The sequence below is a fragment of the Methylobacterium sp. EM32 genome (assembly GCF_040593685.1).
In the GTDB taxonomy this organism is placed as follows: domain Bacteria; phylum Pseudomonadota; class Alphaproteobacteria; order Rhizobiales; family Beijerinckiaceae; genus Methylobacterium.
Genome location: NZ_JBEXZS010000063.1, coordinates 1 through 16,364, shown reverse-complemented (window position 1 = coordinate 16,364; position 16,364 = coordinate 1). Strand labels below are relative to the sequence as shown.

The window sequence follows — 16,364 nt, the reverse complement described above, 5'->3', positions numbered from 1 at the left end:
GCGGGACATCTGGCCGGGGTCCGGGCAGATTTGTGGAAAAATCGACGGAGCTGTGGCCAACCGGCGAAGCCCGGCCGCAGCACCGGCAGGCGTCGCGCCGCCGGGGCGATCGTCCCCGGCGGCGTGTGGGTTCAGCAGCTCAGCTTGCGGCCCTCGCGGAAGCCATGGACCTGGAAGTGCTTCTGGCCCGACTGCATCTTGCCGGCGAGCACGGCGCGGGCCACGTCCGGGTTGCAGCGCAGGTACTCGCGCTCGTTGAAGGCGGCCGCGCCACCACGGTTGCGCTCGCCGTAATCACGATCGCGAGACCCGTAATCACGGTCGCGATCACGAGATCCGTAGTCGCGCTCGCGGCCGCGATAATCGTCCCGCCGGCCGTAATCGTCGCGGCGGTCCCGGGAGTCGCGGTCGCGGTAGTCGCTGTCGCGGCTGCGGTAGTCGCGATCCCGATAGTCGCCGCGGTCGCGGTAGCCGTAATCGGGGCTGCCATAGGGTTGAGCCGTGGCGGTGCCCACCGCACCGATCAGGGTCAATCCGACGACCGCCATCGTCCCGAGCTTCCTCATCGTCCGTCATCCCCCTTTGCCAGGCGCTTCGTCGCCGCTGGGGAAGCTAGAGCAATCGGGGGCGATGGGGATAGCGCCGTCATGTCCCGGTGGGGGTGGGTCGTCTGCGTAAGACCCCATCACGCCCCGCCGTAGAGGTGGCAGGCGACGGCGCGGCCCGGCGCCGCCTCGCGCAAGGGAGGCGCCTCGGCGCGGCAGCGGTCGAAGGCGTGCGGGCAGCGGGGATGGAAATGGCAGCCCGGCGGGGGCTTGAGCGGCGAGGGCGGCTCACCCTCCTGGAAGCTCATCGCCACCGGCCGCTCCGGGTCCGGCACCGGGGAGGAGGCCTTGAGGAGTTGGGTGTAGGGGTGCAGCGGCTCCTCGAAGAGCGGGCCGACCGGACCGCTCTCCACCACCCGGCCGAGATACATCACGGTCACCCGCTGGCAGAAATGCCGGACCACGCCGAGATCGTGCGAGATGAACACGAAGGCGAGGTTGCGGGCTTGGCGCAGCGATTCGAGCAGCCGGAGGATCTGCGCCTGGACCGAGACGTCGAGGGCCGAGACCGGCTCGTCGGCAAAGATCAGGTCGGGCCCGAGCGCCAGCGCCCGGGCGATGCCGATGCGCTGGCGCTGGCCGCCGGAGAATTCGTGCGGAAAGCGCGCAGCGGCCGTGGCGGGCAGCCCGACCTCGGCGAGCAGGGCGGCGACGCGCTCCGAGCCTTCCGCCCCGCGGGCGAGGCCGTGGACCCGCAGCGGCTCGGCGAGGGCCTCGCCGATGCGCTGGCGCGGATCGAGGGAGGAGGCGGGGTCCTGGAACACGATCTGCATCCGCCGCCGCAGGCGCCGCAGCGCGCCGGCGGGCGCCGCCAGCACGTCCTGCCCGTCGAACCGCACCGCGCCGCCGTCGGCCTCGGTGAGGCGGAGCGCCACCCGCGCGGTGGTGGACTTGCCGCAGCCCGACTCGCCGACGATGCCGAGCGCTTCGCCCCGCGCGACCGTGAACGACACCCGGTCGAGGGCGCGCACGAGGCTGGTCTTCGCGACCGGGAAGCCGCGGCGGATGGTGAAGGTCTTCGAGAGGTCCCGGACTTCGAGGAGAGGGGGTGTCGTGCTCATGCGGCCCTCACCCAGCAGCGCACGGCGTGGTCGGGCGCGCCCGGGAGCGGCACCAGCGGCGGGCGCTCGCGGCAGCGCTCCTCGCGCAGGGAGCAGCGGCCCTGGAAGCGGCAGCCCTCCGGCATCTCCGGCAGGGTCGGCACCGTGCCGGGGATCGCCGCGAGTTCCTGCACCCGGTCGACCCGCGGCATCGCCTGGAGCAGGCCCTCGGCATAGGGGTGGGTGGGCCGGGCGAAGAAGGCGCGCACCGGCGCGCTCTCGACCACGTCGCCGCCATACATCACCATCACCCGGTCGGCGACCGAGGCGACGACGCCGAGATTGTGGGTGATGAGCAGCACCGCCAGCCCCTCGCGGCTCTGGATGTCGGCCAGCAGCGCCAGCACCTGCGCCTGGATGGTGACGTCGAGGGCGGTCGTCGGCTCGTCGGCGATCAGCACGCGGGGCGAGCAGGCCAGCGCCATCGCGATCATCACCCGCTGGCGCATGCCGCCGGAGAACTGGTGCGGGTAGGCGTCGATCCGCTCGGCGGCGGACGGCACCCGCACCCGCTCGAGGAGGGCGATCGCCTTCTCGCGCGCCGCCGCCTTCGACAGGCCGCGGTGGCGCCGCAGGGCCTCGGCGATCTGGAAGCCGATGGTCAGGACCGGGTTGAGCGAGGTCATCGGCTCCTGGAAGATCATCGCCAGGCGGTCGCCGCGCATCGCCTCGCGCTGGGCTTCCGTCGCCGCCCGCATGTCGGTGCCGTCGACCACGATGGAGCCCGACGCCACGCGGCCGACCTTGGGAGCGAGCAGCCCCATCACCGACAGGGCGGTGAGGCTCTTGCCGCAGCCCGATTCGCCGACGAGGGCCAGGGTCTCGCCCCCGGAGACCGCGAACGACACCTCGCGCACCGCGTCGTACCAGGTGCCGCCGACCCGGATCTGGGTGGTGAGCCCCTCGACCTTGAGAAGGTCGGGCGTCGCGGTGTTCATGGTGCCCCCCGCGGGTCGGTGGCGTCGCGCAGGCCGTCGCCGATCAGGTTGAGGCCGATCATCACGGCGAGGATCGCCAGGCTCGGGAAGATCGACAGCCAGGGCGCGTCAAGGAGATTGTCGAAGCCCTCGCGCACGATGCTGCCCCAGGTCGCGGTGGGCGGCGGCACGCCCAGCCCGATGAAGGCGAGGGTCGATTCGGTGCGGATCGCGGTGGCGAGCCAGAGCGAGGCCAAAACCACCACCTCGTCGAGGATGTTCGGCAGGATGTGGCCGAACATGATGCGGAGGTCGGAATAGCCCAGGGCCCGGCAGGCATCGACGAAGTCGCGCTGGCGCATGGCGAGCGTCGAGCCCCGGGCGATGCGGATGAAGGCCGGGATCGCCGTGACCGCGATGGCGAGGATCAGGTTGCCGAGGCTCGGCCCCAGCACCGCCACCAGCATCAGCCCCATGATGAGCTGCGGGAAGCTCAAGAGCACGTCGGTGGCCGCGGTGATGAGCCGGTCGGTCCAGCCGCCGAAATAGCCGGCCACCACCCCGATCACCGTGCCGACGACGACGCCGATGAGGGTGGCGAGGAAGCCGACCGAGAGCGAGATCCGGGCGCCCCAGATCACCCGCGAGAGCACGTCGCGGCCGAAGAAGTCGGTGCCGAACCAGTGCTCGGCCGACGGACCCATCAGGGCGGCGACCGGATCCTGCTCGTTGGGATCGTAGGGGGCGATCCAGGGGGCGAGGATTGCGAGGACGATGACGGCGAGCACCGTGACGGCGCCGATCATCAGGCCCGGCGAGCGGGTGGCCCGGCGCCAGGCGCTCGGGGCGGCGGAGGCGACGCTCGCGCTCATTGGGCCGAGACCCGCGGATCGACGAGGCCGTAGGCGATGTCGGTGAGCACGTTGGCGACCACGATGGTGAAGGCGGAGACGACCATCAGGCCCTGCAGCAGGCTGTAGTCGCGCTGGGTGAGGGCCGTGACGATCAGCTTGCCGAGGCCCGGGCGGTTGAACACGATCTCGGTCAGCACCGCGTTGCCGATGAGCACGCCGAGATAGAGGCCGACCACGGTGACGACCGGGACGAGCACGTTGCGTAGCGCATGGCGCCAGACCACGATCCGGGCCGGCATCCCCTTGGCCCGCGCCGTGCGGACGTAATCCTCGCCCAGCGCCTTCAGCATGCCCGAGCGGGTGACCCGGGTGACGTAGGCGACCATCAGGAGGCCGAGGTTGAGCGCCGGCAGCACCAGCGCGCCGAGCCGGTCGAGGATCCCGCCGGTGCGCGGGGTCGAGATCACCGGGAACCAGCGCAACTGCACCGCGAAGGCGATCAGCAGCAGGATGCCGGAGACGAAGGCCGGGAAGGACACGCCGGCAAGCGACACGATGCGGGCGATCCAGTCGGCGAACCCGTCGCGCCGTCGCGCCGCCACGACGCCGAGGGGCACGCCGACCCCGACGCCGATGGCGATGGCGGCCAGCGTCAGCTCGATCGTGTAGGGCAGGACGTGGGCGACATCCTCCAGCACCGGCCGGTTGGTGGTGAGCGAGCGGCCGATATCGCCGGTGGCGATCTGCCCCATGAAGCTGAGGTACTGGACGACGATCGGCTGATCGAGCCCGAGCTTGCCCCGCAGGTCGGCCCGGGCGGAGGCGCTCGCCTGGTCGCCGAGGATCACGATGGTCGGATCGCCCGGCACCACCCGCACGAGCACGAACACCACGGTCAGCACCGCCACCAGCGTCGGGATCGCCAGGAGGAAGCGCTTGAGGATGAACTGGAGCATGGGCGGGCCGGGGGTTGGAGGGAGCTATCGCGGCATCACCGAATGACGCGCGGGTTTTCCCTCCCCCCTCTGCGGGGGAGGGTGCCCGGCGGAGCCGGGCGGGAGAGGGGCAGCGCGACGATGAAGGATGTGGCGCCCTTCAGAATGGTCGCGACCTCTCCGGAAGCGGCGTCCCCTCTCCCGGCTCGCTTACGCTCGCCACCCTCCCCCGCAGAGGGGGGAGGGGATGCACGCGACCGGCCGTGGGAGGCAGGCAAGTCGCGCGCCGGGGGTGACTTACTTCTTGTCCGTCGCCTCGGTGATCACCGGCCCCAGGTGGATCGCGCCCTTGAAGTCGTAGCCGTAATCGACCGTCTTCCTGTGCGCCCAGACCTGCAAGCCTTCCGAGAGCGGCACGGCGCAGACCTGCTCGATGATCTTCACCTGCGCCTCCTTCCACAACGCCTTCTGCTTCTCCGGATCGGGCTCGGTCCGCGCCTTGCGGATCTCGGCATCCGCCGCGTTGCAATGGGAGAAGTTGGTCACCGCCGTCGGCGTGCCGACCGTCGAGGCCGAATCGAAGAACTGGGTCAGGTAGGTGTCGGCGACGGGAAAGCGCGCCGCCGCGTAGTAGACCGCGTCCGACAGGTCCTTGCGGATCTGGGCGTGGAAGGTCTGGTGGTCGACCACGTCGAGCTTCAGCTCGATGCCGGCCTTCTTGAGCTGGCCCTGCACGATCTGCATCGCGGTCAGCATGGTCGGCAGGCTGGTCTGGACCGCCGTGATGGTGATCCCGTTCGGGTGCCCGGCCTCGGCGAGCAGCGCCTTGGCCTTGGCGAGGTCGTAAGGCGGCAGCGGCGCCTTGTCGTCGGTGCCGAGATAGCCCTTGGGGATGATCGACACCGCCGGCTCGGTGACGCTGGCGCCCTTGAACTGGACGATCTGCGCCTGGCTGATCGCGTGGGCGATGGCGCGGCGCACCCGCACGTCGTCGAGGGGCTTGTGGCTGATGTTGAGATGCAGCAGCGCCAGCTCCGCCGGCCGCACGATGTCGACCGAGACGTCCGCCTCGCGGCCGAACCGCTCGGCCCAGCGCTGGTCCTGGCGCCCGTAGACGATGTCGAGCTCGCCCGAGGTGAAGGCGAGGTCGCGGGCCGCATCCGCCGGGATCAGCCGGTAGAGGATACCGCCGAGCTTCGGCGTGCCGCGGAAATAATCCGGGTTGGCGACGAGCCGCACGCTCTCGTTCGGCTTGTACTCGGCGAAGGCGAAGGGCCCGGTGCCGACGGGCTTGAGCCGGAAGTCGTTGCCGAGCGCCTCGACCGCCTTGCGGCTCAAGACGTTGCCGCCGTGGTAGTTCGCCACGAGGCCGAGCAGCGAGGGCACGGGGTGCTTGAGGGTGATCCGTACCGTGTACGGGTCCACCGCCTCGATGGTGTCGAAGGCGGCGTAGTCGGTCGAGAACGATGAGGTCTTCGGGTCGGCGGCACGCTTCAGCGAGAACACCACGTCGTCGGCGGTCATCTCGCCGTAAGCCCCGTGGAATTTCACCCCTTTCCGCAAGGCGAAGGTCCAGGTGCGGCCGTCCTCCGAGCGGGTCCAGGATTCGGCGAGGTCCGGCTCCAGGGTCTCGAGGCTGGTCGAGCCGGGCTTGAACCGCACCAGGCCGTTGAAGATCCAGGAGACGACCGGCTTGTCCTGGGTGCTGGTGGCCCGGAACGGGTCGAGCTGGCTGACATCGGCCGCGGCCATGCCGATCGTCAGGGTCTTGGTTCCTTGCGCCAGAACCCCGTATGTCATGGCCGGCCCGGCGGCGAGCAGGGCGGCCGCGGCGAAGAGGAAGCGTCTCATCGTGGTGATCCCCCGTGGTTCTTTACGCAATCAGTGTTCGATCTCGCCCTCCGACCGGTACGGCCCGCGCCACGCGGCGAAGCGCTCGATCCGGAACGGCTGGAGGGGGGAGGCGGAGCGCCCCTGCGTCACGAGCTCCGCCAGGATCTCGCCGACGGCCGGGCCGAGCTGGAACCCGTGGCCGGAGAAGCCGAAGGCATGAACCAGGCCTGGCGTGGTGGAGGACGGCCCGATCACCGGGATGTGGTCCGGCATCTCGCCGTCGAGGCCGCTCCAGCTGCGGATGACCTGGGCGTGGGCGAGGTCCGGGACCAGCGCGAGGGTCTTCCCCATCGCCCCGAGCGAGACCGCCGAGACCGGCCGGGCGAGGCCGTCGGCGACGTCCGCCGTGCCGCGCCCGCCGCCTAAGACCACGTTGCCGCGCCGGGTCTGGCGCACGTAGACGTCGCCGCCGACGACCCCGATCGAGCGGGTGACGAGCGGGCTCAGGGGCTCGGTCACCACCATGTTGGGGGAGAGCGGCGCCACCGGGGCGGTCTCGCCGAACCAGCCGGCCACCGCGCCGCCATAGGCGCCGGCGGCGTTGACGAGGCTGCGGCTCTTCACCGTCACCCCCTCGGCCTCGACGGTGAAGCCGGCCCCGTCATGGGCCGCGTGGCGCACGGGCGCGTGCTCGCGCACCTCGGCCCCGAGGCGGCGGGCGAGCCGCGCGAAGGCGGGCCCGACCACCCGCGGGTTGGCCTGCCCGTCGGTGGGCGAGAGCGAGGCACCGACGACCGCCGGGCCGAGCCACGGCATCTCGGCGCGCAAGGCGTTCGGCCCGAGGAGCTGGAGGTCGAGGCCGTGCCCGGCTGCGTCGCGGGCGTAAGCCTCCAGCACCGCCATGTCGGATTCGGAGCGGGCGAGCTTGATGTGACCGGTCGCCTCGAATCCGACATCCTCGCCGAGCTTGGCGTTAAGCCCGTCCCACAGCACCCGCGCGCGCTGCGACAGCGGCAATTCCGAAAAGTCGCGGCCCTGCTGACGCACGCCGCCGAAATTCACCCCGCTGGCGCCAGCGCCGCACAGGCGCTTCTCCAGGAGGGCCACGGTGAGCCCGGCCTCGCGTAAGGACACGGCGGCGGCGCAGGCTGCGGTGCCGCCGCCGATGATCGCGACGTCGACGGTGAGGTGCTCCATCAGGCCGGCTCCCGCAGCGGGATCGGCTTGATCGGCGCCTGCCCGCGCAGGCGCCCGACCGTCTCGACCGGCACCCGCAGGTGGTGAGCCAGGATCTCGGCGGCGGCGTGGCCGCAGACCCGGCCCTGGCAGCGGCCCATCCCGGCCCGGGTCAGGGCCTTGAGGCGGTTCATCTCGCGGGCGTCCCGCTCGGTCGCGGCTCGGCGCAGGGCGCCCGCCGTGATGCCCTCGCAGCGGCAGACGATCTCGTCGTCGGCGATCGCCTCCACGATGTGGTGCGGGTAGGGGTAGGCGGCCTCGAGCGCGGCGCGAAAACCGGCCTGCCGGGCGAGGTGCCGGTCGAGCCGGGCCTCGCGGGCGGCGTCCCGCGGGTGGCCGAGATCGGCGAGCAGGGTCAGCGCCGTGCGCTCGCCCTGGAGTTCGGCCACGTCCGCCCCGCCGATGCCGCTGCCGTCGCCGGCCAGATAGACGTGCGGGTGCGAGGCGCGGCCTTGCGCGGAGCGCTCCGGCTGCCATTGCCGCGTCACCGGATCGAACGCGAAGCGGCAGCCGGCGAGGTCGGCGGCTTGCGCCTCGCTGCGCAGCCCGAACGAGGCGCCGACCGCGTCGCAGGCGACCCGGTGCCGGCGGCCGCGCGCATCCTCGAAGGACAGAGCCTCGACATGGCGAGAGCCCTCGACCGCGACCGCCCGCACGCCGGAGCGCACCGGCAGCCCGCGCAAGGTGCCGCGCAAGGTGTACCAGGCCCCCTTGGCGAGGGTCGCCGGCAGTGCGGCGAGGCGGGGGGCCGCCAACACCTTGGCCTTCAGCGGCGTGACATCGAGCACGGCCACGACCTCGGCCCCCGCCTTGGCGTATTGATGCGCGACGAGGGGCAGGAGCGGCCCGGCCCCGACGAGGGCGACGCGCCGGCCGATCGCCATGCCCTGGGCCTTCAGGGCGATCTGCGCCGCCCCGAGGGTGAACACGCCGGGCAGGGTCCAGCCCGGGAAGGGCAGGGTGCGGTCCATGGCCCCCGTCGCAAGGATGAGCCGGTCGGCCGCGACCCGGTCGTGGCCCTCGGGTCCCAGGCAGTCGAGGTCGAAGCCGGTCGTGTCGCGGCCCGAGATCCCCCACACCATCGTGCCGGGGCGGTAGTCGATCCGCGGTGCCAGGGCGTCGGCGAGAGCGTGCAGGGCCTGCGCCCGGCCGGCCTCGAAGCCGTAGAGGCTGGCGGCCGGCCGCTCGGCGCCCGGCGGCGGCCGGCGGTAGATCTGGCCGCCGGCGCGGTGCCCTTCGTCGATGAGGAGCGGGCGCAACCCCGCCTCGGCGAGCACCTGCGCCGCCCTGAGGCCCGCCGGCCCCGCGCCGACGATCGCGACGACCGGATCAGCCACCGACGCCTCCCGTGACCACGGCCCCGGTGAGCACAGCCATCCCGGGCTCGACCAGGGTGGTGCAGGCGCGCACCCGGCGACCATCCGCCAGGGTCACCCAGCAATCCTGGCAGGCGCCCATCAGGCACCAGCCGGCCCGCCCGCCGGGCCCGAACTCGAAGCGGCGGAGAGAGTGCCGGTGCAGCAGGATCGCAGAGAGCAGCAGGTCGCCGGCCTGCGCCTCGACCGCCATCCCGTCGATGGTGAAGGGCACGGCCGGGCCGGGCCGCTGCGCGAGGCGGCGAAAAAGCCCGGTCACAGCATGTCCTCGTGCCGGCAGTTGAGCAGGAGTTCGGCGACGCTCGCGGTGTTCGGCAGCCGCACCAGCGTCTCGATCACGACTGCCACGTCCTCCGGCCGGGACATCTGGTCCCGCGGCTGCTTGGTGACGTGCGCCGTCATGTCGGTCTCGACGAAGCCGGGGCAGAAGGCGGTGGCCCGGATGCCGTGCTCCCAGCCCTCGCGCCGCAAAGCCTGGGTCAAGCTGACGAGCGCAGCCTTCGCCATGGCGTAGCCGGCATTGTCGTTGCGCACCCGCTTGCCCGAGAGCGAGGCGATGTTGACGATCCGCCCGGACCCCGACGCGACGAGGTGCGGCCAGGCCGCCCGGATCAGCCGCATCGGCGCCTTGACGTTGACCGCCATCAGCGCGTCGAAGGCGGTCTCGTCGGGATCGAGGAAGCGGGCCATCGGGTTGATGCCGGCGGCGTTCACCAGCACGTCGATCCGGCCGAATGCGTCGAGCGTGGCCTTGGTCCAGGCTTCGGCGCTGCCGGCCTCCGCGGCGTCGTAGCGGCAGGCGTGCCACGGGGCGGGGCCTGAGCGGGGATCGCGCAGGCCGGCGCTGATCCGGTAGCCGGCCTCAGCCAGCCGCTCCGCCACCGCCCGGCCGATGCCGCGCGAGGCACCCGAGACCATCGCGACCCGTCCCGCCGGCTCAAGCATCGCTGCCCCGCTGTCCCGGTGATCGCCGCATCGACGCCCTCTCCCGTTCGCCACCGGAGGATTGATCGTTGCCGTGTCTTGAGCAACAGCTATTTCGGCAGGCGAACGACTTTGCCGGCATTCTTTCGCTGGATGAAAACGATGAGTGCGATTGACGAGATGGACCCGGCCGAAACGAAACCGGCCGACCGATCCGGGCCGGCGCGTCTCGCCGGGCTGCTGCGCCATCTCGGCGAGGCGGGTCCGGGCGGCGCGCGCCTGAGCGCGCTCGCGGCCGCCGCCGGCCTGCCGGCACCGACCGCCCTGCGGCTGCTGCGGGCGCTCGTCGCCGAGGAGCTGGTCGACCTCGATCCAGGCACCAAGACCTACCGCCTCGGCCTCGGGCTCTTTCGTCTCGCCGCCAAGGCCGGCAACCCGCTGGGCCTGCGCGACCTCGCCCGTCCGGCCCTGCTGCGCCTCACCGGGGCGCTGGGCGAGACGGTCTTCCTCCTGGTGCGCAGCGGCTACGACGCCGTCTGCATCGACCGCTCGGCGGGCCCGCTGCCGATCCGCTCCTTCACCGGCGATATCGGCGGCCGGGTGATGCTCGGCCTCGGCCAGGGCTCGCTGGCGATCCTGGCGCACCTGCCGGCGGAGGAGCAGGAGGCGGTGATCCGCTACAACCTGCCGCGGATCCGCGAGGCGACGAGCCTGGACGAGGCCTTCCTGCATACCGAGATCGCGCGGACCCGGACCCTCGGCTACTGCGCCGCGGCGTCGGGCCTGATCCCCGGCATGGCCGGGCTCGGCGTGCCGATCCTCGACGGCGAGGGCCGCGCGGTGGCGGCGCTCAGCGTCGGCAGCACCGTCGACCGCCTCGCCGGCGAGCGCCGCGAGGCCATCGCCGGCATGCTCCGGCGCGAGGCGGCCGGGATCGCCGCCCGCCTCAACCCCTTCGACGAGACCCTGCGCCGGGCCGGCGCCGCGATGGAGCGCCCGGCGCCGTGACGGCGAACGCGGACGACGATGCGTTCGCTCAGCCCTTGTAGGCCGCCGGGTCCGGGCTGTCGGTCGGATGCGCGAAGGCGCGCTTCAGCTCCGCCGGCATCGGGAACCGGTAGTTGATCCCCTTCGGCGGCACCGGGGATTCGAACCACTTCCGGTAGATCGCGCCGATCTCCGGGCTGCGGTAGAGGTCGGCCGTGGTCCGGTCCACCACCGCCTTGAACGGCGCGTCGTCGCGGCGGAGCATGATCCCGTAGGGCTCGGGCGGCCCGAACGCCTCGTGGCTGATCGTGTAGGCCGCCGGGTCCTTCGACAGCGCGATCAGGATGCTGAGCTGCACGTCGTCCATCACGAAGGCCGCCGCCCGGTCGGTCTCGAGCAGCAGGAAGGCCTCCACGGTGTCCTTCGCCGTCTGGATGGTGAGGCCGAGCTTGCGCTCGGCGTTCAGCCTGTTGATCTGGACGATGTTGACCGAGCCGGCCACGGACACGACGGACTTGCCCTTCAGGTCGTCGATCGTCTCGATCTTCTGGGCCTTCTTGGACGCGAAGCGGCTCGCCGTGACGAAGTGGGCGTTGGTGAAGGTGACCTGTTTCTGTCGGTCGGGATTGTTCGTGGTCGACCCGCATTCGAGGTCGATCGTTCCGTTCGTCATCAGGGGAATGCGCGTCGACGAGGTGATCGGCAGCATCTCGACCTTGAGATCCGGCGCGCCGACCTCCGCCTTGATCGCATCGACGATCTTGCCGCAGATGTCGATCGTGTAGCCGATATACGCCTGGTTGTTGTCGATGTAGCTGAACGGCGGACCGCCGTCGCGCACGCCGAGGACGATCCGGTTCGAATCCTTGATCTTCTTCAGGGTTCCCGTCAGTTCCGCGGCGTGCGCGGGCAGCGCCAGGGCGGACAGGGCGAGAAACAACGCGATTGTCTTCACGTGACGACTCCGGATCGGGTGCTTCACCGTGGGAATTCTCCTGTCTCGGCCATGACGCCGATGGCGGAGTGCAAGACCCGCGCCGGGCGGCGCGACCGGCGGTCGAACCGACCTGCCTCTGCTGGGAGCCTGCTCGACTTGCTCGATAGCCTCAACACCCTCCGTGTCATCCCGGGGCCGCGCAGCGGAACCCGGGGATCCATAACCGCCAACGGTGCAGAACCCAGCGCGACGCGTTCCGCTTCATCCTGAACCGTCAGCGGTTATGGATCCCGGGTTCTCGGCTTCGCCGAGCCCCGGGATGACATGGAGGGTGACAAGACTGTCTGTTAGATCGGACAGGCTCCGAGACTTGGCTGTTACTTGGCGACCTTGCCGTAGCGGCCGTCGTAACGGCCCTCGCCGATCATCCGGAGCATCTCGGCCTCCCGAGCCTCCTGGGCCCGGACGGCCGCAATGAGAGTCGCGGCGATGCCGGCCGGGAAGGTGACGACCCCGTCCGCGTCGCCGACGACGACGTCGCCGGGATTAACGGTCCAGCCGCCGACGGAGACCGGGACGTTGATCTCGCCCGGGCCCGCCTTGTACGGCCCCCGGTGGATCGCCGCCCGCGCGTAGCAGGGGAAGTCCGAGGCCGCGAAGGCGGCGGAATCGCGGATGGCGCCGTCGATGACGAAGCCCGCGACGCCCCGGCTCTCCGCGATCGCCTTCATGATGTCGCCCACCAGGGCCCGGCTCGTATCGCCGCCGCCATCGACCACGATCACGTCCCCGGGCTGGGCGAGGGTGAGCGCCTGGTGGATCGCCAGGTTGTCGCCGCTGCGGACGCGGACCGTGAGGGCGATGCCGGCGAGCGGGCCGGCGCGGTGGAACGGGCGCAGGCCGACGAGGCCCGGCAGCCGGTCCAGGTTGTCGCTGATCAAGGCGGTCGCGACGCCGCGGAACTGATCGACCGCCGCGGCACTGGCGGCGCGGTCGTGAGCGGAGAGGGCGGGGGCGTCGGTCATGGTCGGTTCCTTCCGGTCGGGTTGGTCGTCATCCGCTCCAGGCGCGAGGACGACGAGGAGATCGTTTGGCTGCCGGGCGGGGCGACGCTCAGGCTCCGTCCGCCGCCGCGATCCGGCGCCACGACCCGCGATGGCGCATCACGCGGGCATACGACATGCGCAGGTGCAGCTGCATCGCGCGCCGGCCGAGTTCGCCGTCGCCGACGCGGGCCGCGAACGTGATGTCCTGGTGGTGATGGAGGCTCTGCGACAGCTCGGACGCCGAGTAGATGAAGAACGACCGCACCACGATCGGCATGTCGATCATCGTCTCCAGGATGGCGCGCAGCCGGGGCGAGCCCGAGAAATCGAGCAGGGTGCGATGGAACTCCTTGTTCGTCTTCTGGATGACGGAGATCGCCTCGCCGTCCCCCTGCTCGATCGCGAGCGCCATGGTGCGGTTGCTCGCGTCGAGGCGCTCGACGAGGGCGTCGCCGCCGCGCTCGACGGCGCGCTCGGTCGCGTGCGGCTCGAGCAGCATGCGGAGACGGAACGTCTCCTCGATATCCGCCTCGCTCCATTCCGCCACGTGGATCCCGTGGCCGGCATCGGCCGTCGCGAGCCCGTCCTCGACCAGCCGCTTCAGGGCAGCGCGGACGGGCGTGCGGCTCAGGCCGAATTCCTGGGCGAGCGGCTCCTCGCGGAGGTGGAAGCCGGGCGGGTAGTGGCCGCCGACCAGCCTCTGGCGCAGCACGCCGTACGCCCTGTCCTGTCCGCGCGCCATCCGGGCGCCCCCTGTCTCGCGATGCCGCCGGACCTTAGCGCCGGTCGCCGGGCGCGGGCAATCGCCCGAGCGTCCGAAGTTTGTACATATCTTGTACGAAATCCGTCGCCACGACCGTCCATCGCCTTACCGCATTGACGATTTGTATTTTCATTGTATTCATGATCGGAACCAGCGAGCCGGGTGGATCGGCGGCGGCGCGTCCGATCCCCGTCACGGCTCACCCCGCATCAAACAGAAGTCCCGGTCCAGGGAACGGCGGAGCACGCGGGCACGGGCTCCGGTCGATGCTTCGACTCTCCGGAGGAAACGACATGCACACCACCACGGTCGCCGCGGAATCCGCCGCGACATCCCGGACGACCACCCGCTACCGCTGGGTCGTCATGGGCCTGATCTTCATCGTCTATACGCTGGCAGCGGCGGATCGCGCGAATATCGGCATCGTCCTTCCCTTCGTGAAGAAGGAATTCGCGATGTCCAACACCGAGGCCGGAGCGGTCGTCAGCCTGTTCTTCGTCGGCTACGCGGTGATGCAGATCCCGGCCGGCTTTCTCGTCAGGAGGCTCGGCACCCGGATCGTGTTCCCGGTCTTCATGCTGCTGACGTCGCTGTTCACGGGGCTCCTCGGCACGTCCGGCTCCGTCCTGGCGCTGAAGCTCAACCGCCTCGCCCTCGGGATCGCCGAGGCGCCGCTGCCCGTCTCGATGCTCTCGACGGTGAACCGCTGGTTCCCGGCCCGCGAGAAGGGCACCGCAGTCGGCCTGTTCCTGGCCGCCGCGAAGTTCGGCCCCGTGATCGTGCCGCCGCTGGGCGCGCTGATCATCGCCACGCTCGGCTGGCAATACGTCTTCTACATCTGCGCCGCACCCGGGATCATCTTCGCGGTGCTGTGGTATTTCCTGGTCGTCGACGAGCCGGCCCGCAGCCGCTTCGTGTCGGCGGCGGAGGCCGAGCACATTCGCGACGAACCGTCGTCGCGGCCCGATGCGGCGACGGTCGCCGCGCCGCCGCCCGCGCGCCGCTTCGACCGCCTGGACCGCGTCATCCGCGGCCGCCCGGTCCGCCTGATCGCCACCGCCCGAGAGACGTTCCGGTCCGGCAACGTGTGGGGCCTCGCCCTCGGCTACCTGATGATGACCGGGATCATCAACGTCATCCTGGCCTGGCTGCCGACCTACCTCACCACCGTGAAGCAGTTCTCGCTGATGAATGTCGGGTTCGTGGCCTCGGCGCCGTTCGTCGGCGGCGTGCTCGGCAACATCATCGGCGGCTGGTTCTCCGACCGGGTCGTGGGCAAGCGGCGCAAGCCGACCATCCTCATCAGCGCGGTCTCGACCGTGTTCATGATGTATGCGCTGATCCACGCGCCGAACGAGCCGGTGACCCTCGCGATCCTGCTGTTCCTCACCGGCTTCCTGCTGAATGTCGGCTACTCGTCCTTCACCGTCTATCCTGCAGGGTTGACCACCAAGGACGCCTATCCGCTCGCGGTCTCGGTGGTGAATACCGGCGGCCAGGCCGGTGGGGCGCTGTTTCCGTTCCTCACCGGATTGCTGCTCGACGCCTTCAGCTGGGACGCGGTGTTCCTGTTCCTCGCGGCCTCGGCCCTGGTGGCACTCGCCGTGATGCTGCTGGTCGTCGAGCCGGTCGAGGCGGAGGCCGCAGCGGCCCGGTAGGCCGCCCGAGGAGCGGGCGGGGGGCGCTGAGCCCGGCCCGCACGCGATGCCACCCCACACCAAAAAATCCTTCCGGCGGAGGACATCCCCATGTCGATCCACAAGCAGCAAGTCCGGCTCGGCCTCGTCGGCTACGGCGAGATCGGCAGCACAATCGGCCGCGGCCTGCGGGCTGCGGGCCTGGAGCAGGTCGCGGCCTACGACAAGCACGCCTTCGACGGGCCCTTCGCCGGCCTGATCCAGAGCCGGGCGCGGGAGGCCGGGGTCACCCTGGTGCGCTCGAACCAGGACCTCGCCGACGCCGCCGACCTGATCGTCAGCGTGACGCCGGGCTCGGTCTCGCTGGAGAGCGCCGCGGCCTTCGCCGGGTGCCTGAGCCCGCGGCACGTCTTCTCGGACTTCGCCTCCGCCACGCCGACGATCAAGGTCGGGGTCGCCGAGCGCCTGGCCGGCAGCGGCGCCTGCCTCGGCGACGGCTCGATCGAGGGTACGCCGCGGAACGGCTACGCCATGCCGATCCTCGTCAGCGGCCCCTCCGGCGAGCGGGTGCGCGACCTGCTCGTCCCCTGGGGCATGACCATCACCTTCGTCGGCGACCGGCTCGGCACCGCGTCCGGGATCAAGATCCTGCGCTCGGTGCTGCTCAAGGGGATCGAGGCGCTGACGGACGAGATGATGCTCGCGGCGCGCCATTACGGCGTCGATCAGGCGGTGCTCGCCTCGGCCTGCAAGACCCTGGCCCGGCCCTGGATGGACACGGTGGAGGCGCTGATCCCGTCGGGCGTGATCCACGCCAGGCGCCGGTCGGAGGAATTGGAGATGTCGGCCGAGGCCGTGGCCGATGCCGGCATCGATCCGGTCATGGCCCGGGCGGTCGCGGCGCGGCTGCGCTGGAAGGCGGAACTCGGCCTCAAGGAGGCGCTGAACGGCATCGAGCCCGCGACCGCCGAGGCGGCATTCGACGCGATCGTCGCCGCGATGACGGCGCGCTGACGGGCCCGGGCTGCCGCGTCGTCTCGGCCTTCATCGCCACCGCCTTCGCCCAGGAGTATGCCGAAGCGGCCCGCCAGCAGTGGCAGCCCGTGGCCGATCAGCTTTGGGATTGCCCCGTTTCTGTGGACGGTTATGGGGCTTGGCTGACCAGGGTCCCGGTTGCGGGTTTTGGGCGATGCTCCTGTTCGTAGACGAGGGGT

16 protein-coding genes are annotated in these 16,364 nt (G+C 71.2%); 3 read left to right on the top strand and 13 right to left on the bottom strand.

From position 1 onward, the window contains the following. Window positions 1–131: 131 nt before the first annotated feature. The 10 genes from ABZT49_RS09555 to ABZT49_RS09510 all read right to left on the bottom strand — a co-directional run bounded on the left by ABZT49_RS09555 (window position 132) and on the right by ABZT49_RS09510 (window position 9,801). Window positions 132–566 carry a hypothetical protein gene (locus tag ABZT49_RS09555; RefSeq protein ID WP_355285669.1) on the bottom strand — a complete coding sequence of 145 codons (435 nt, stop codon included), beginning with the start codon at window positions 564–566 and terminating at the stop codon, window positions 132–134. 119 nt (window positions 567–685) lie between these two features. Next, window positions 686–1,666, bottom strand: a complete 981-nt coding sequence (locus ABZT49_RS09550) for an ABC transporter ATP-binding protein (protein WP_355285667.1) — start codon at window positions 1,664–1,666, stop codon at window positions 686–688. Next, on the bottom strand, window positions 1,663–2,643 hold the full coding sequence (locus ABZT49_RS09545; protein WP_355285666.1) for an ABC transporter ATP-binding protein: 981 nt from the start codon (window positions 2,641–2,643) through the stop codon (window positions 1,663–1,665). The genes ABZT49_RS09550 and ABZT49_RS09545 overlap by 4 nt, the downstream gene beginning before the upstream one ends. Beyond that, entirely contained in the window at window positions 2,640–3,494 is an 855-nt protein-coding gene (locus ABZT49_RS09540; protein ID WP_355285664.1) for an ABC transporter permease, read from the bottom strand. The genes ABZT49_RS09545 and ABZT49_RS09540 overlap by 4 nt, the downstream gene beginning before the upstream one ends. Then, window positions 3,491–4,432: an ABC transporter permease gene (locus ABZT49_RS09535; RefSeq protein WP_355285662.1), complete on the bottom strand. Its 942-nt coding sequence runs from the start codon at window positions 4,430–4,432 to the stop codon at window positions 3,491–3,493. The genes ABZT49_RS09540 and ABZT49_RS09535 overlap by 4 nt, the downstream gene beginning before the upstream one ends. 276 nt (window positions 4,433–4,708) lie before the next feature. Continuing rightward, window positions 4,709–6,262 carry an ABC transporter substrate-binding protein gene (locus ABZT49_RS09530; RefSeq protein ID WP_355285661.1) on the bottom strand — a complete coding sequence of 518 codons (1,554 nt, stop codon included), beginning with the start codon at window positions 6,260–6,262 and terminating at the stop codon, window positions 4,709–4,711. Window positions 6,263–6,292: 30 nt separating this feature from the next. Next, the gene (locus ABZT49_RS09525) at window positions 6,293–7,441 is read right to left on the bottom strand and encodes an FAD-binding oxidoreductase (protein ID WP_355285659.1); all 1,149 of its coding nucleotides are present in this window, start codon (window positions 7,439–7,441) and stop codon (window positions 6,293–6,295) included. Next, the gene (locus tag ABZT49_RS09520; RefSeq protein WP_355285657.1) at window positions 7,441–8,817 is read right to left on the bottom strand and encodes an NAD(P)/FAD-dependent oxidoreductase; all 1,377 of its coding nucleotides are present in this window, start codon (window positions 8,815–8,817) and stop codon (window positions 7,441–7,443) included. The genes ABZT49_RS09525 and ABZT49_RS09520 overlap by 1 nt, the downstream gene beginning before the upstream one ends. Beyond that, complete coding sequence (locus ABZT49_RS09515) at window positions 8,810–9,115, bottom strand: (2Fe-2S)-binding protein (RefSeq protein WP_355285655.1); 306 nt, start codon at window positions 9,113–9,115, stop codon at window positions 8,810–8,812. Before ABZT49_RS09515 ends, ABZT49_RS09520 begins: the two co-directional genes overlap by 8 nt. After that, window positions 9,112–9,801, bottom strand: a complete 690-nt coding sequence (locus tag ABZT49_RS09510) for an SDR family NAD(P)-dependent oxidoreductase (RefSeq protein ID WP_355285653.1) — start codon at window positions 9,799–9,801, stop codon at window positions 9,112–9,114. The genes ABZT49_RS09515 and ABZT49_RS09510 overlap by 4 nt, the downstream gene beginning before the upstream one ends. A 141-nt stretch (window positions 9,802–9,942) precedes the next feature. Here ABZT49_RS09510 and ABZT49_RS09505 point away from each other — a divergent pair, with 141 nt between their 5' ends. Then, window positions 9,943–10,788, top strand: a complete 846-nt coding sequence (locus tag ABZT49_RS09505) for an IclR family transcriptional regulator (RefSeq protein ID WP_355285651.1) — start codon at window positions 9,943–9,945, stop codon at window positions 10,786–10,788. Between the two features lie 28 nt (window positions 10,789–10,816). On the opposite strand, the gene ABZT49_RS09500 is transcribed toward ABZT49_RS09505, so the two are convergent. From ABZT49_RS09500 to ABZT49_RS09490, 3 genes are all read right to left on the bottom strand, one after another. Next, the gene (locus tag ABZT49_RS09500; RefSeq protein WP_355285650.1) at window positions 10,817–11,722 is read right to left on the bottom strand and encodes an amino acid ABC transporter substrate-binding protein; all 906 of its coding nucleotides are present in this window, start codon (window positions 11,720–11,722) and stop codon (window positions 10,817–10,819) included. A gap of 359 nt (window positions 11,723–12,081) precedes the next feature. Next, window positions 12,082–12,729, bottom strand: coding sequence for an RraA family protein (locus ABZT49_RS09495; protein ID WP_355285648.1), 648 nt, complete (start codon window positions 12,727–12,729; stop codon window positions 12,082–12,084). An 88-nt stretch (window positions 12,730–12,817) separates the two neighbouring features. Then, window positions 12,818–13,492 carry a GntR family transcriptional regulator gene (locus ABZT49_RS09490; RefSeq protein ID WP_355285646.1) on the bottom strand — a complete coding sequence of 225 codons (675 nt, stop codon included), beginning with the start codon at window positions 13,490–13,492 and terminating at the stop codon, window positions 12,818–12,820. A gap of 314 nt (window positions 13,493–13,806) precedes the next feature. Here ABZT49_RS09490 and ABZT49_RS09485 point away from each other — a divergent pair, with 314 nt between their 5' ends. Both ABZT49_RS09485 and ABZT49_RS09480 read left to right on the top strand, forming a co-directional pair. Then, window positions 13,807–15,171: an MFS transporter gene (locus tag ABZT49_RS09485; RefSeq protein WP_355285645.1), complete on the top strand. Its 1,365-nt coding sequence runs from the start codon at window positions 13,807–13,809 to the stop codon at window positions 15,169–15,171. Between the two features lie 90 nt (window positions 15,172–15,261). Further along, window positions 15,262–16,164: a DUF1932 domain-containing protein gene (locus tag ABZT49_RS09480; RefSeq protein WP_355285643.1), complete on the top strand. Its 903-nt coding sequence runs from the start codon at window positions 15,262–15,264 to the stop codon at window positions 16,162–16,164. Window positions 16,165–16,364 lie beyond the last annotated feature (200 nt).